This is a genomic window from Streptomyces sp. NPDC030799 (assembly GCF_055572255.1).
Genome location: NZ_JBVIDS010000011.1, coordinates 203809 through 217235, shown reverse-complemented (window position 1 = coordinate 217235; position 13427 = coordinate 203809). Strand labels below are relative to the sequence as shown.

Genomic DNA, 13427 nt, shown 5'->3' with positions numbered 1-13427 from the left:
ACCCATGGCGGCCGGGGTCCGACCGGCTGGGGTTTGCCGCGCAGAGTCCTGCTCACGTAGGTGCGAACGTTGCCGTAGCCGTCAGGGCAGTCCTGCTTTCTGATCTCCTCCCACAATCCAACGTGCCTGGTCCCCGTCCGTGATTCCAAGGTTCCGAGCGGCCCGGTGCTGAGCTTCCCGCCGGCTCTTTCTCGTCTTTCCTGATGGGTGTCAAGGAAGGAACCTTCGGCGCCGTCTGACCCGTTCTGCCTGATCAAGGTTCGTCACACAGCAACCACCAGGAGCTGGCCGGGCGATCATGTGACGTGGTTTGGATCCGGGTCCGTTGCACTGGGCACGGGGCACGGGGCGCGATCAGCGTGGCGTCTGACGCGGAATGGGAACGGCTGCGGCCCTTCCTGCCGGTGCAGCTCCTCCTGAGGGACGGGTCCCGATTCACCACTGGGTCACCAGGAGCCGTGGTAGGCCAGGTTCACGACCAGGGCTGCCGCAGGCAGGCAGAAGAACGCGGCCCAGGGCGCCAACCGGTAGTCATGGACCCGCAGGTGGACGCAGAGCGCACCGAGGAAGTACAGCACGAGACCGGCGGCGGCGAGCGTGCCGAGGACCGGCACGGCGAACCCGGCCAGCAGTCCCAGCGCGCCCGCCGCCAACAGTGTGCCCAGCGGGCGCATCCAGGACCGGGGCACGCGCAACTTGTCCGCCTGGCTCCTGGGGTACTCGTGGCCGATGAAGTCGGGCAGTCAGGCACCCTGGCCGCGCAGAGCACTAGAGCATGTCCGGGCGGTCTTGTAGCGCCGCGGCGACCAGGTCGTGGATGAGGAACTCCCCGGGGGCGCGGTTCTCCTTGAGCCGGTGCAGGTCTTCGGGGCCGAACCAGTCATAGGCGGTGTGCTTGGACCATTCCAGGGCGGGGTGGCCAAGATCCCCGTCGACCTCAACGAGGTAGTCGGCCTCGTGCCGCAGCCCGTCGCCGTCGTCGCCGGTCCAGGTAGTGACGCTGAGCAGGCACCGGACCCGGCGCAGACGCCACCCCGTCTCTTCCCGGACCTCCCGCACGAGCGTGTCCAGCAGGGTCTCGCCGGACTCGACGTGGCCGCCCACGATGTCCCAGCAGTCAGGGAAGAGCCGCCGGTCGGGGCTGCGTTTCTGGGCGAAGGCCCGGCCCTGCTCGTCGAGGATCACCGCTCCCACCGCCCACAGCTCGCCGTCGGAGGGGACGGGCATCTCGACGCCGCTGCTGATGACGACATCCGGGTGCTGGTCTGCTGCCATGGCCCCACTGTAGGGGCGTACCGATCACCCTCCTGGCGCGTTGACCGGAGCAGGGAGGGGTGAGGCAAGTGGTCGGACGGCCAGTGGGAGCGGCTTGAGCCGCTGCTGCCGGTGAACAACGGCCGGTGCGGCCGCTGGCGCGACCACCGGCAGGTGATCAACGGGATACTGCACCGGATACGGACCGGGGTGCCGTGGCGGGACCTGCCGGAACGTAGCTGCTCCGTGAGGCCGGCTGCGGGGCGTTCAGCGCTGTGTCACCCGCGGGCCGCAAGTCATGCCGTCAAACCTCGTCCGCAGCTTGGCGGATGGCCCGGGGCGGCTCGGTCGTTGGTCGTTCGAATGGTGCATCCCGATCAAAGGGCCCTGGTGTCGCGACAGGCGTGGCCGTCAACCTCCGCTGGTTCTTTTCGTTCTGAGACATTGTCGGAAAACCGGCTCTCACCTCGGACAACGGCCGGGTTCTTGTCAGGGAGGCTCTATTGGGAGTTCGGATCGGCGGTGTTCGGCTGGCACAGTCTCGTTATGCGTATCTCCACCAAGGGCTCCGTCGCTCTCATCGGGAGCTTCCGCCAGCACTACCCCGAAGTCTTGGCAGCCGCCCGGACCTTCGCGAAAGCCGGGCTGACCGTGAAGAGCCCGCCGGACTGCCAGATCGTCAACCACGAGGACGAGTTCGTGCGCTTCGCCTCCGACCCGCCCGAGTCCTCGAACCACGACCTCCAGGCGGCGACCCTTGCGAAGATCTTCACCTCGGACCTGGTGTACGTCGTGAATCCCGGCGGATACATCGGTCGCACCACCGCGTACGAACTGGGGCGCGTCCACGAACGCGGCATGGCCGTCTACTACGCGGAGCCGCCGAAGGACCTGCCCATCGACGTCCCGGAGGGAACCGTCGTCGATGCGCGCCGCTTGGTGGAGATCATCGCCGGGAGCGATCCGGGACCCGCTCCGGTCAGGCGGCCACGGGTCGCGGCGCAGCCGACGGCCGACATCGTGATCTTCACGATCCGCTCGGAGCAGCTGCGGGTCCTGCTCGTGAGGCGCGGCAAGAAGCCGTATCGCGGGATGCTCGCCCTGCCCGGCGGATTCGTCCGGCCGGGAGAGTCCCTGGAGGACACGGCGAAGCGGGAACTCCGGGAGGAGACCGGGCTGAACGGCTCCGGGATCCGGTTGGAACAACTGCACACGTACTCGCACCCGGAGCGTGACCCCCGGGGCCGGATCATCTCGACCGCCTTTCTGGCGGTCATGCCGGATCCTCCGGAAGTGACCGGCGCGAGCGACGCCCGCGAGGCTGACTGGGTCGAGGTCGAGGAATCGCTGTGGGGCCCCAACAGCAGCCTCGCCTTCGACCATGGCGAGATTCTCCGGCACGGGCTTGAACACCTCCGGACCCGGCTGGAACACACCACCGTCGCCACCGCCTTCTGCGACGACCTCTTCACCATCACTGACCTGCGCAAGGTCTACGAGGCCGTGTGGGGCTGCGAGCTCAACGCGGGGAACTTCTACCGCAAGGTCGTGGACGAGACTCAGGGTTTCGTGCTCAAGACCGGCAAGGTGCGCAGGTCAGGGCCCGGGAAACCGCCTGCCCTGTTCCGCCGGGGCACGGCGGACCTGCTGTACCCGCCGTATCTGCGCGGCCGCCGCATCCCCTAGAACACCGCGGCCCCGGACTGTGCGAGAGACCGAGGCCGCGGCCGGAACACACCGTTGCACCGGTGTGGAGAACACCGACGCTCACCAGATCCTGTGGAAGAGGCGACCTGGTGAGCATCCATCCTCAGGAAGGACAACACCATGCTGCCGCTTTCTTCTTCCAGTTCTTCTTCCGGCGCCGGCGATTTCTCCTCCTCCTGGACCTGGGGGGCGGTGATCGCCCTCGTCGCCCTGGTCGTCAGCACCTGGCTCGTCGTCAACCACCGCCGCCGCGACCAGATCCTCCAGTGGCACCAGCCCGACTACGACACGGCGAGCGATGCGCTCCTCGTGCTGAACCGGCTGTCGCTCACGACGGCCGTCGATGGCCTCACGGACGAGTTGCGCGAGCTGGTCGATGTGGTCAGCCGGCTCAGGATCGCCGAACAGCGCTCCCCGGACCTTCCGTTCGGTGTGGTCGTCGCGGAGCTGGAGGGCTACCGAGCGAACGTGCTGCCGCGGAACCACGCAGACAAGCTCGCCGCGGACGGGAGCCTGCTCGACGACCACCTCGCTCTCGCCCGCGTGCAGGGCATCAGGCTCGAAGCCGCGCGCACCGCGATCGTCCACGTACAGCGGGAGATCGAGAAGCGGACACGCAATTAGAGTCCGGCAGAGCCGGGCGATGCGCGAGCTTGTCCTGCCGCGCCCGGTCGGCCGGACCGCACGCGTGTGCGCGAGGACGGCCCGCTGCGGGGGGAACAGCGGGGGAAGTCCCGCCGCGGAGGTCGATGACGGTCACGAGTTCCTCGCAGGTCCTGACGAGCGCAGCCCCGTCCCGCAGCCGCTCGTCCGGTGCGACGCGGCAGCGGTCGGCGCGTCCGCAGGGTGGAGGGCATCGTCGGCGAGGGGACCGCGAGGTGCTGGCTGCGATCATCTTCGTGGCCACCTCGGGCTGCACCTGGAACCAACTACCACCGGGCTTCGGGCTGTCAGGCGTGACAGCCTTCCGTCGATTCACTGAGTGGACCGAGGCCCGGTTGTGGGCCAAGCTCCACCGCCTGGTCCTGGACGAACTCGGACCCCGGGGCGGGCTGGACTGGTCACGGTGCGCGATCGACTCCGTCTGCGTCCGCGCCCTCAATGGGGGCCCGGCTGAGCCCGGGTGCGGGCTACGACTACCGCGTCGTCCACGATGACCTGGCCTCCCGGAAAGTAGTCGCCCAGATCGCCGAACGAGGCGCCAAGACGCCCATCCAGGCCAACAACCGCTGGTTGGTGGAGCGCACGCCGCCGGCGATGCGTGGCATCTCCTCGCCCTCGCCGCCGCCGTCATCACCGTCCGCAGCCTGATCCGCCGCGCCTGGTTCACTCACCGCCGGCATACCCGCTCCCGCAGCCACCGCATCCGATGGTCTCACCCCCGTCCGCCAAGGGGGCGGATGGACATGATCGGCAGCGGGACTCCACGATGGGGCGCATGCTGAGCACCCTCTTCGCCTTTATCGGCGCCTGCACCCTGATCGCGGCCTCGCCCGGCCCGAGCACGATGCTGATCATCCGACAGTCCCTGCGCAGCCGGCGTGCCGGTTTCCTCACTGTGCTGGGCAATGAGACTGGCGTCTTCATTTGGGGTGTCATTGCGGCACTCGGGCTCACCGCACTGCTCGCGGCCTCCCAGTTGGCGTACGACATCATGCGGATCGTCGGTGCCGTGACGCTGGTCGGCTTCGGTATCAAGACGCTGCTGGACGCCCGTGGCGAGCAGGGAGAAGAGGAGAGCCAGGATGCACAGGCTCTGCGCTCGGGCTGGGCTTCGTACCGCTCGGGCCTCCTGCTGAACCTCGCCAACCCCAAGGCCGCAGTGTTCGCGATGTCCTTCCTGCCACAGTTCGTGCCCGCAGGCGCCCCTCATCTGCCCACCATGATCGGCCTGGCGGCCATCTGGGCCGTCTTCGAGGTCGGCTACTACGGACTGTATGTATGGTTCGTCGGCCGAATGAAGAAGATCATCTCCCGGGCCAAGGTACGCCAGCGCCTCGAGCGGGTCTCCGGCAGTGTGCTGGTCCTCCTTGGTGTTCGGATGGCCATCGAGAGCTGACGACGGCTGACACCGTGGTCAAGTCCGACCGGACCGCCGAGGCGTAACGTGCTCAACCGTTCTTCCTGCCACTACCTACTGGCGAAGGCTCTGAGGCATACGGCAATGCCTACCTGCGGCGCTGGCTGTGCGAGCGTGGCATTCGTCATCGCATCGCCGGGTGCCGTCGCCTGCATCGCCGCTACGCGCGCAGGGCCGAGCATTTCCTCGGCTTCGTTGGCCTTGCAGCAATCCCTGTATCGGGTACAGGCGCCTGACGAAGACCGTCAGGGCCTGAGCCTGTTCTGCTGCGGGTCGAAGCACACCTGCTCCATGGACGGGGCCAGGGAAGCGGCGAAAGCGGAGGCTTCCTCAGCCATCCTCCAGCTCATCGGGAAGTGGATCAGCGGCCCCCTGGCCTCGCGGATCAACAGGCCGGCAGGCCAGGGAGAGGCGTCGTTCTCGTCCCCAGTCGCGTCACAGCACCGTTCAAGAAGCGCGGCGACGTAGCCGGCGATGCGCTCGGTCGGCGGCTGGTCGGTGTCCGCTTCGATGTACCGGTCGTAGAGGTCGTTGAAGACCCGGCCAGTGGTCTTGTCGTCCGCCGGCCTCTCGCCCTCCCAAACGGCCAGGTCGTAGCTCAGGCCCGGAGGTTCTCACACGGCACCCACAACCGCCTTCGGCCAGCTCCCGGCAGCCACAGGAACCGGTGTCCGAACGACAAGCCGAGACCGTGTCCTACATGGTCTAAGGGCGCTGCCGATGCCGCAAGCCGTCCATCACCACGGCCAGAAGTTGATCGGCCTGCTGTTCGCTGTCGGATTCGCCTTCGGCGACGAAGGCCACGGCGTTGACGAGCTTGAGTACCTGGCCCACTGTGACGTCGGTGCGGATCGTATCGGCCTGCTGGGCCCGGTCGAGCAGGGCCGCCGCAGCGGCGTACATCGTCTCCCGGCACCAGGACACGTCGGAGCCCTCGTCGCGCAGGGCAATCACCAGTGCCGTGGCCAGGCTGCGTGATGTGCTCCCCTGCATGACGAGTTCCCGAAGCCAGGTCGCCAGCCCCTCATCCGGGGACCGTGCGGCGAGCAGTTCTTGCGACCGTGCGTACAGGGCCTCGATCTGGTCTCGGTGCACGGCCTGCAGCAATGCCTCCCGGGTGGGGAAGCGGCGGTAGAGAGTGGCGTTCCCGACGCCGGCGTGGCGGGCGATGTCGTCCATGGGGACGTCGACTCCCCGCGCGGCGAAGACTTCGCGAGCGGCGCTGACCAGTCGTTCGTAGTTGCGCCGTGCGTCGGCCCGGAGCGCGGGCTGGGGTGGAGGTGTGGTCATGGCGCCCTCTGTTTACGAACTGGGGAGACTCCCCATATAGTACCAATACGTAACTGGGGACACTCCCCAGTTGAAGCGGCTCTCGCTTCCGAGCCCGGCAACGTCCGGCGCTCTTCCGGAGGTAGAAATGACGACACCGAATCCCACCGTGCTGGTGACCGGGGCTACCGGCCTGCAGGGCGGCGCCACGGCGCGGCAGTTGCTGGCCGCCGGCTGGCAGGTGCGAGCCCTCGTCCGCGACCCGGCCGCCCCCCGGGCACAAGCGCTGGTGCAGGCCGGCGCCGAGACCGTCCCGGGAGACATGGGAAACCGCCCTTCGCTCGATTCGGCGATGCGGGGCGTGCACGGCGTCTTCAGTGTTCAACCGACCGTCGGCTATCCCGGCACCCCGGCCGGCTTCACCGTGGAAGATGAGATCCATTTGGGCATGAATGTGATCGAAGCGGCAATCGACGCCGATGTCCGGCACCTCGTCTACGCCTCGGTCGCCGGCGCCGAGCGCTCAACGGGTATCCGCCGCTGGGAGAGTAAATGGCACATCGAGGGGCGCATCGGTGCCCTGGGTCTGCCCGCCACCATCCTGCGTCCCGTCCGGTTCATGGAAAACCACTTCGACCCGACCCTGGGGGTTCGCGATGGCGTACTCGCCGATGTGATCAAGCCGGAGGTGCCCGTCCAACTCATCGCCGGCACGGATATCGGTGCTTTCGCGGCCCTGGCATTCACCAACCCTGACCAGTACATCGGCCAGGCACTCGAGATCGCCGGTGATGAACTGACGCTCCCGCAGATCGTCGACGCGATCAGCCGCACCACCGGAGTTGCCATCACCTACCGGGCGATCCCTCGCGAGGCCCTCACGGGGCTCGATCCGGACGCCCGCGCCGGCTACGACTTCGCCAATCACAAGGGCGGCTGGCAGGCTGACATTCCCAAGCTGCGAAGCCTGCACCCGGCTCTGATGGACTTCGACACCTGGCTGCGCAAGGAAGGTAAGGCGCAGTTCGACGCGCTGTTCCGTGATCGGCCCGCCTGACGCGACCTGCTGCCACCGAACGGCCTTCTGTCTTCACGCACCGGTGATCAGCGGCTCTGCGTACTTGTGCCTGCGTCAGCCCTTAGCGGTCGTTTTCTCCCGTTGTTTCATCCTGTGATGCGGATTTGATCCGGTGATGTCGGGTCACGTCAGGAGATGGGGCTTCGCCGGTGAGGCGGCGAGCCATCAGGTCGGTCATGGCCAGGTGGACCATGGCTTCGGAGCGGGCCGGGAGGGTCTCGTAGTCGCGGACCAGGCGGCGGCGGAGCATCAGCCAGCCGTAGGTCCGCTCCGACCGCCCACCGTTTCGGTATCGGGGTGAACCCCCTGGTCCCAGGGTGCGGGTGACGATTTCCATGTCGATACCCAAAGTGGCGGCATGCTCGACGAGGTGCTGGCGGTAGCCGCCGTCCACCCACACCTTGCGGATGCCGGGATGGTCGGGGGCGACCCGGTCGAGCAGCTGGGTGCCGGCCACGGAGTCCTGGACACTGGCCGTGGTGACCAGCACCGCCAGGAGAACGCCGATCGTGTCGACGTCGACACCCACGGCGCCTCGATGGTCGGGTTCGCCTTCACCGAGCTGCTGAAATTCCGCCTGCTGCCGAGGCGGAAGAACGCCCGCTACGGCGGCAACGGGTGATGACCTACTGGCACGTGGAGCGGAAGAACGTCTGCATCTACTCCCGGCTGAAGTCCTGCTCTTCCCGGCCGGGCGCGTTCGTCAGGCGTGTCGCTGGCGGAGGCATATCCGCGGGTCGCGGCGATGTGAGTGCAGAAGCGCAACGGGGATCTGACGCAGCAGACGGCGACGCCGAGATGCAGGTCGCGGTGTGGTGGCGGTGTCCAGCCGGGCACGAGTGGGAATACAGACGCATGGCGGGGGCTCATCTGGCCTGCGGTTAGCGCCTGTTGGCTGACTCGCAAACGGGGTGGGGACATTGGGGGGGACGGCTGTGATGTGGGCCGCTGGAGGCGTCTCCATCGCTCTTGTCGGGGTTGCGGTCCTGGTCGATCTAGACACCGGAGGCCGAATCGCGAGCATCGCCGGGGCGGTAGTGGGCCTGCTAGTCGCTGCGTATACCTTCGTCGCGTCACCGCGTGAGGACGGCGAACATCGCATCACGGCCGGGCAGGGTGCAACCGTGAGTCCTCGTGCCCGCACTCCGCGAGAAACTCGACATCCTCGTACCCGAGGACCGCGGCCCGCGACGGCCGTGGAAGCCGGGCCCGCCCGTCGAGGCCGTCCCGGCAGCGCCGGCCGCCAAGCCGATCCGGATCGGGTACGTCCGCTGCTCGACCGCCCAGCAGGAACTCTCGGGGCCTGTGGCGGACGAGCCGGGCGGCGGCCAGGCCGATCCCGGCCCCGGCAGCGACATCGCTGGGAAAGTGGGCACCGCCTGAGTGCTGCTGCTGTGGCGGCCGCCGTAGTGGCGCACTGCGCGCAGGCTCGTCACCGCCAGCTGCATGGGCCTGGCGGTGCGCCCTGTCCGAAGAAGGGAGGGCGGGGCAGGGAGCGCTCCACGCTGGCGGCCACCGTGGCGGTGGGCGTCGCCTACGGGCGTCAGGATCTTGCGCAGGGCACAGTTGGCGCGTTCACTCCAAGCGCTCCCAGTCGGAGTGGCTGGGTAGGGCCCTCGGTCCGGTAGACCCCTCCCGCCCGAGGGCCTGTGCCTGCCCCAGTAGGAGCGCGCTTTGCTCTCACCCCGGCGTCGGCATGAGCGTGCCAGCCGTCGTGCCGGCTCGGCCGGCGGGACGGGCACAGTGACGCCGGACGCACCGGCAGGCGCAGGCAGGTGTCCTGAACTGGTCTGCTCGGGGTACTCGCGCCGTCGCAAGCCAAGTGACGGGAGGTGATGTTCATGTCGTCGGGTCCGCAGCAGCCCCAGGGCCCGGGCCGGCAGTTGCAGGGCACGGAACCGGTGGGCGAGCTGGTGCAGCGTGCCTCGCAGCAGCTGACACAACTGGTGCGCGGGGAAATGCGCCTGGTCCAGGCGGAGATGAAGGAGAAGGGCAGGCGTTACAGCAAGGGAGGCGGCCTGTTCGGCGGCGCCGGCCTGGTCGGGTTCCTGATGCTTCAGGCCCTGGTGGCCACCTTGATCGCCGCACTCGCGGTGGTGCTGCCGGTGTGGGCCGCAGCCCTCATCGTGACCGCCGTCCTCGGTGCGATCGCCGCGGTGATGGCGTTGACGGGGAAGAAAGAGGTCGCCCAGGCAGCGCCGCCCGCCCCGAAAGAGTCGATGGAGAACGTGAAGGCCGACGTGGCCGAGATCAAGGAGCGTGCGCACCGATGACCCAGCCGCCTCACGACGAGCCGACCGCCCAGACCCCGCAGGAGCTGCGCGAGCAGGTCGAGCAGACCCGCCACGAGCTCGGGGGAACGGTGGAGGCGCTCGCGGCCGAGACCGACCTGAAGGCCCGCGCCCAGCGGAAGGCCGCCGAGGTGAAGGACCAGGCCGCCGCCAAGGCCGGTGAACTGAAGGAACAAGCCGCCTTGAAGGCCGGTCAGTTGATGGAAAAGGCGGCCGAGGCCGCGTCCCTGGCGGCGGACAGGGCGCCCGGGCCGGTCAGGGACAAGGCCGCCCAGGCCGCCGGGCAGGCCCGCGCGAAGGCAGCTATGGCCGGTCAGCTGTGGCAGGACAAGGCCCCGGAGGCACCCGAGCCGGTACGGGTCAAGACGTCCCAGGCCACTCAGGCGGCTCGGGACAACAGCCTGCTGCTGGCGGCCGCCGGTGCGGCCGTGCTGGTCTGGCTGGTGTGCCGCCGGCGGAAGGGATGAGCGATGAAAGCGTCCAAGATCGCCTATAAGCCGGTCGGTCTCGTCCTTGGTGCGGCCAGCGGCATGCTCGCCGGTGCCCTGTTCAAGCAGGCGTGGAAGATGCTGGGGCACGATGACGACGCACCCGATGCCACCGATGAAGAGCGCGGCTGGGGGAAGTGGTGACGTCCGCGGTCCTGCAGGGCGCGATCTTCGCCGGGACGAAGGCGGTCGTGGACCGTGCCGGCGCAGCCGCCGCCCGCAGCCTGACCGGCACCTGGCCCGGCTGATCCGCTATAAGGATGCGGGGCCGGTGACCAGATACCGGCCCCGCGTCCGCCCGTGAAATCCCACGAAGGCCCGTTACAGATGTCTGGTCAGAACGCGGCGGTCACGCTGACAGCCGCAGCAGTCATCGCCAGGATCCTGATCACCCGGGCAGCGGTCCTGCACCACACGGGTCGACAGCGCGCCCCCTGCACGGCGCGACCGCCGCAGCGTGACACTGCATCCCACGCCGATACGACTGCACCACGTGCCGCCGCACCGCCGGACGACGTTGCTCTGCGCGCCGTGCGAGAGGCCGAACAGCACATCTACCGCTGCCGGCAGCAGTTGTAAGCACGCACTGACCCGCCCGAGTGAACCGGACGCGAGCACAGCCGGGACAGCCGGCTGGCACCGGCGGCGGCCGCTGCGCAGCGAGCCGCGCAGCGTTCCTGGCCGTTTTGCGGGTCAGGCCGCGAGGGCGTCGCGCAGACTGCCATAGCCTGGGATGACGGTCTCGACGCCCACGACTGCACCGTGCGCATGACCGAGGCCGCGAGGCCGGCCGGGCGCAGCGAGCCGCTGGCTTGGACCAGGTTGCGGTGAGCGGCGAGAAGGGTGTTGATCCCGCTGGCGTCCATCAAGGTGACCTGCGAGTTTCCTTTGATCCTCGATCCCGCAGGTGAATCATCATGCACGCTGGCGCTGCCCCGCCAGCCCACCGGCCATGCACCTGTACGCGGACCTCACGGCGCGCAGATGAGGCAGGCAGGAAGTGGTGACCAGCCTGTGGTGAGGTGGACTATGGGTCTTTCGGTGGCTTCCGCATGGTGAGGGAAACCACCGGAAATGCCTGGCGCGTGCCCTGTCCCGACGTTGGCGCCGCGCAGTGGAGGCACCGCTTCGGGCGGGGATGCTGCCCACACAGAAAGGAGGCGAGTTCGATGAGCCGAGCCAGGCAGCGCCCGCAGCACGTGGAACCTCCTGAGACGGAGCCGTCGGACCCGAGCGGGTTGATGGATCTCCTCGCGGTCGCCGCGGTGCTGGTGGAGGCCGACGGACGCATCGACATGTGGAGTCCGCAGGCCGAGGACCTGTTCGGCTACAGCCGTGAGGAAGCGGTCGGCCGGTATGCGGCGCCGCTGCTGCTGCACCCCGAACACCGGGACGCGGCGATCAGGCTCTTTGCGGAGGTGATGGCCACCGGCCGCAGCTGGGCGGGGGCGTTTCCCATCCGGCACAAGGACGGCTCCACCCGGATGGTGGAGTTCCGCAACATGCGGCTGACGGACAACGTCGGTGACCACTACGCGCTCGGGCTGGCCACCGACCGGACCACGCTCCGCCAAGTCGAACGCGACGTGGCCCTGTCCACCCGGCTGGTCACCCAGGCCCCCATCGGGCTGGCCGTCCTGGACACCGACCTGCGCTACCTGGTCGTCAACCCCGCCCTGGCCGCCATGCACGGTACCGACGAGGCCGACCACATCGGCCGCCGCTTCCAAGAAATCCTTCCCGCCGCGCCGTTTCGGGCCGCGGCAGCGGCGATGCGCAAGGTCCTTGACACCGGTGTCCCTGTGGTGGACAACCAGGTCATAGGGCGCACCCCCGCTGACCCCGACCACGAGCACGCCTGGACGGCATCGATCTACCGTCTTGAGGACCACCGCGGCCACGTGCTGGGCATCGCCATGGTGGTCGTCGACGTCACCGACCGCTACCAGGCGGCACTGCGCGCCGACCGGGCCCAGCAGCGCCTGCGCCTGATCGCGGAGGGCTCATCCCGCATCGGCACCACCCTGGAGGTGGAGCGCACCGCGCGGGAACTCGCCGACGTCGTCGTGCCCGGCCTCGCCGACATGGTCGCGGTCGACTTGTTGGACTCCGTGCTGCAGACGGGCCGCACCGACCCCGGCGAGGGCCCGCCGCTGTTTCGCGCCCTGGCGGTCAAGACCGCCTACCCCACTGACGCCGCAAGGGCGATCGTCCCGCCCGGCCGGCTCACCACCTACCACGCCGACCACCCGGCGGCCCACTGCATCCGCACCCGCACACCCCAGCTGCTGACCCACATCGGCGGCGGCGAGCACGCCCGGATCGCCGCCGACGCCGAGGGCGCCGACCTGCTCGCCCGGGCCGGGGTCCACAGCGACATGGCCATCCCTCTCATCGCCCGCAATGAGGTCATCGGTGTCATGGGCCTGGCCCGCGCCCGCACCCCCCAGCCGTTCGACGAGGACGACCTCGCCCTGGCCTGCGAGCTGGCCTCGACCGCCGCGTTGAGCATCGACAACGCCGTCCTGCACCAGCACATCCGCAAGTCCGCCGAGACCCTCCAGCGCAGCCTGCTGCCGCAGCTGCCGCCCCGCCATCCCGGTCTGGAGATCGCCGCCCGCTACCTGCCCGCGCAGGCCATCAGCCAGGTGGGCGGCGACTGGTACGACGTCCTCCCGCTCGACGGCGACCGCACCGCGCTCACGGTCGGCGACGTCATGGGCAGCGGTATCGACGCCGCCACCACCATGGGTCGGCTGCGCACCGCCACCTCCACCCTCGCCCAGCTCGAACTGGACCCCTCCCAGGTCCTCACCCACCTCGACAAGATCACCAACAGTCTCGACCCCTACATCGCCACCTGCCTGTACGCGCTGTACGACCCCCACCGCACCCGGCTGCACGTGGCCTGCGCCGGCCACCTGCCCCCCGTCCTCATCCGGTCCCGCCGAGCGCCCGAGCTGCTGGATTTGCCGACCGGCACGCCCCTGGGCGTCGGCGGTCTGCCCTTCGATACCACCACCCTCTCCTTCGAGCCCGGTGACCAGCTCGTTCTCTATACCGACGGACTCATCGAGACCCGCGAGCACGCCATCGACCAACGTCTCGACGCCCTCCTGCGCCTGCTGGCGCAACCGTGTAACACGGTGGAGGAGACCTGCGACCGGCTTCTGCAGCGGCTGCAGCACTCGGCCGGACACGACGACATCGCCCTGCTCATCGCTCGTGCCCAACCCGTGATTCGGTAGCCATGGGCGCCA

14 protein-coding genes and 3 pseudogenes are annotated in these 13427 nt (G+C 68.9%); 13 read left to right on the top strand and 4 right to left on the bottom strand.

Annotated features, from left to right (window positions below; genetic code table 11):
* Window positions 1–99 precede the first annotated feature (99 nt).
* Window positions 100–204 carry a DUF397 domain-containing protein gene (locus ACZ41I_RS27115; RefSeq protein WP_468515352.1) on the top strand — a complete coding sequence of 35 codons (105 nt, stop codon included), beginning with the start codon at window positions 100–102 and terminating at the stop codon, window positions 202–204.
* Between the two features lie 242 nt (window positions 205–446).
* On the opposite strand, the gene ACZ41I_RS27110 is transcribed toward ACZ41I_RS27115, so the two are convergent.
* Window positions 447–695, bottom strand: a complete 249-nt coding sequence (locus ACZ41I_RS27110; protein WP_468515257.1) for a DoxX family protein — start codon at window positions 693–695, stop codon at window positions 447–449.
* A gap of 73 nt (window positions 696–768) precedes the next feature.
* Entirely contained in the window at window positions 769–1275 is a 507-nt protein-coding gene (locus ACZ41I_RS27105; RefSeq protein WP_363217270.1) for an NUDIX hydrolase, read from the bottom strand.
* Window positions 1276–1359: 84 nt separating this feature from the next.
* On the opposite strand from ACZ41I_RS27105, the pseudogene ACZ41I_RS27100 reads away from it, so the two are divergent.
* From ACZ41I_RS27100 to ACZ41I_RS27075, 6 genes and pseudogenes are all read left to right on the top strand, one after another.
* Window positions 1360–1491, top strand: a pseudogene (locus ACZ41I_RS27100) (transposase); the annotation flags it as partial.
* 309 nt (window positions 1492–1800) lie between these two features.
* The gene (locus ACZ41I_RS27095) at window positions 1801–2940 is read left to right on the top strand and encodes an NUDIX hydrolase (protein ID WP_468515256.1); all 1140 of its coding nucleotides are present in this window, start codon (window positions 1801–1803) and stop codon (window positions 2938–2940) included.
* A gap of 141 nt (window positions 2941–3081) precedes the next feature.
* Window positions 3082–3585, top strand: a complete 504-nt coding sequence (locus tag ACZ41I_RS27090) for a hypothetical protein (RefSeq protein ID WP_468318675.1) — start codon at window positions 3082–3084, stop codon at window positions 3583–3585.
* A gap of 212 nt (window positions 3586–3797) precedes the next feature.
* A pseudogene (locus tag ACZ41I_RS27085) lies at window positions 3798–4067 on the top strand (transposase); the annotation flags it as partial.
* Complete coding sequence (locus tag ACZ41I_RS27080; protein ID WP_468515355.1) at window positions 4063–4272, top strand: hypothetical protein; 210 nt, start codon at window positions 4063–4065, stop codon at window positions 4270–4272. The pseudogene ACZ41I_RS27085 and the gene ACZ41I_RS27080, both read left to right, overlap by 5 nt.
* Window positions 4273–4399: 127 nt before the next feature.
* Window positions 4400–5020: a LysE family translocator gene (locus tag ACZ41I_RS27075; protein ID WP_399774908.1), complete on the top strand. Its 621-nt coding sequence runs from the start codon at window positions 4400–4402 to the stop codon at window positions 5018–5020.
* A 726-nt stretch (window positions 5021–5746) separates the two neighbouring features.
* Here the strand turns inward: ACZ41I_RS27075 and ACZ41I_RS27070 are convergent.
* Window positions 5747–6331 carry a TetR/AcrR family transcriptional regulator gene (locus ACZ41I_RS27070; protein WP_468318669.1) on the bottom strand — a complete coding sequence of 195 codons (585 nt, stop codon included), beginning with the start codon at window positions 6329–6331 and terminating at the stop codon, window positions 5747–5749.
* Between the two features lie 127 nt (window positions 6332–6458).
* On the opposite strand from ACZ41I_RS27070, the gene ACZ41I_RS27065 reads away from it, so the two are divergent.
* Window positions 6459–7367 carry an NmrA/HSCARG family protein gene (locus ACZ41I_RS27065; protein WP_468515255.1) on the top strand — a complete coding sequence of 303 codons (909 nt, stop codon included), beginning with the start codon at window positions 6459–6461 and terminating at the stop codon, window positions 7365–7367.
* Window positions 7368–7449: 82 nt separating this feature from the next.
* On the opposite strand, the gene ACZ41I_RS27060 is transcribed toward ACZ41I_RS27065, so the two are convergent.
* A complete protein-coding gene (locus tag ACZ41I_RS27060; protein WP_468515254.1) occupies window positions 7450–7917 on the bottom strand; it encodes a transposase in 468 nt (155 codons plus the stop codon).
* Window positions 7918–8522: 605 nt separating this feature from the next.
* On the opposite strand from ACZ41I_RS27060, the gene ACZ41I_RS27055 reads away from it, so the two are divergent.
* The 5 genes and pseudogenes from ACZ41I_RS27055 (at window position 8523) to ACZ41I_RS27035 (ending at window position 13415) form a co-directional block, all read left to right on the top strand.
* Entirely contained in the window at window positions 8523–8771 is a 249-nt protein-coding gene (locus ACZ41I_RS27055; RefSeq protein WP_468515253.1) for a hypothetical protein, read from the top strand.
* Between the two features lie 458 nt (window positions 8772–9229).
* Window positions 9230–9661: a phage holin family protein gene (locus tag ACZ41I_RS27050; RefSeq protein WP_468515252.1), complete on the top strand. Its 432-nt coding sequence runs from the start codon at window positions 9230–9232 to the stop codon at window positions 9659–9661.
* The gene (locus tag ACZ41I_RS27045; protein ID WP_468515251.1) at window positions 9658–10146 is read left to right on the top strand and encodes a DUF3618 domain-containing protein; all 489 of its coding nucleotides are present in this window, start codon (window positions 9658–9660) and stop codon (window positions 10144–10146) included. The genes ACZ41I_RS27050 and ACZ41I_RS27045 overlap by 4 nt, the downstream gene beginning before the upstream one ends.
* Window positions 10147–10149: 3 nt before the next feature.
* A pseudogene (locus tag ACZ41I_RS27040) lies at window positions 10150–10415 on the top strand (DUF4235 domain-containing protein).
* A gap of 921 nt (window positions 10416–11336) precedes the next feature.
* Entirely contained in the window at window positions 11337–13415 is a 2079-nt protein-coding gene (locus tag ACZ41I_RS27035; RefSeq protein WP_399774945.1) for a SpoIIE family protein phosphatase, read from the top strand.
* Window positions 13416–13427 lie beyond the last annotated feature (12 nt).

What these genes read in the sequence shown, in the direction of transcription:
- ACZ41I_RS27035 (WP_399774945.1), top strand. Translation starts at nt 11,337, where the DNA reads ATGAGCCGAGCCAGGCAGCGCCCGCAGCACGTGGAACCTCCTGAGACG.
- ACZ41I_RS27095 (WP_468515256.1), top strand. Translation starts at nt 1,801, where the DNA reads ATGCGTATCTCCACCAAGGGCTCCGTCGCTCTCATCGGGAGCTTCCGC.
- ACZ41I_RS27075 (WP_399774908.1), top strand. Translation starts at nt 4,400, where the DNA reads ATGCTGAGCACCCTCTTCGCCTTTATCGGCGCCTGCACCCTGATCGCG.
- ACZ41I_RS27045 (WP_468515251.1), top strand. Translation starts at nt 9,658, where the DNA reads ATGACCCAGCCGCCTCACGACGAGCCGACCGCCCAGACCCCGCAGGAG.
- ACZ41I_RS27080 (WP_468515355.1), top strand. Translation starts at nt 4,063, where the DNA reads ATGGGGGCCCGGCTGAGCCCGGGTGCGGGCTACGACTACCGCGTCGTC.
- ACZ41I_RS27070 (WP_468318669.1), bottom strand. Translation starts at nt 6,331, where the DNA reads ATGACCACACCTCCACCCCAGCCCGCGCTCCGGGCCGACGCACGGCGC.
- ACZ41I_RS27065 (WP_468515255.1), top strand. Translation starts at nt 6,459, where the DNA reads ATGACGACACCGAATCCCACCGTGCTGGTGACCGGGGCTACCGGCCTG.
- ACZ41I_RS27105 (WP_363217270.1), bottom strand. Translation starts at nt 1,275, where the DNA reads ATGGCAGCAGACCAGCACCCGGATGTCGTCATCAGCAGCGGCGTCGAG.
- ACZ41I_RS27090 (WP_468318675.1), top strand. Translation starts at nt 3,082, where the DNA reads ATGCTGCCGCTTTCTTCTTCCAGTTCTTCTTCCGGCGCCGGCGATTTC.
- ACZ41I_RS27050 (WP_468515252.1), top strand. Translation starts at nt 9,230, where the DNA reads ATGTCGTCGGGTCCGCAGCAGCCCCAGGGCCCGGGCCGGCAGTTGCAG.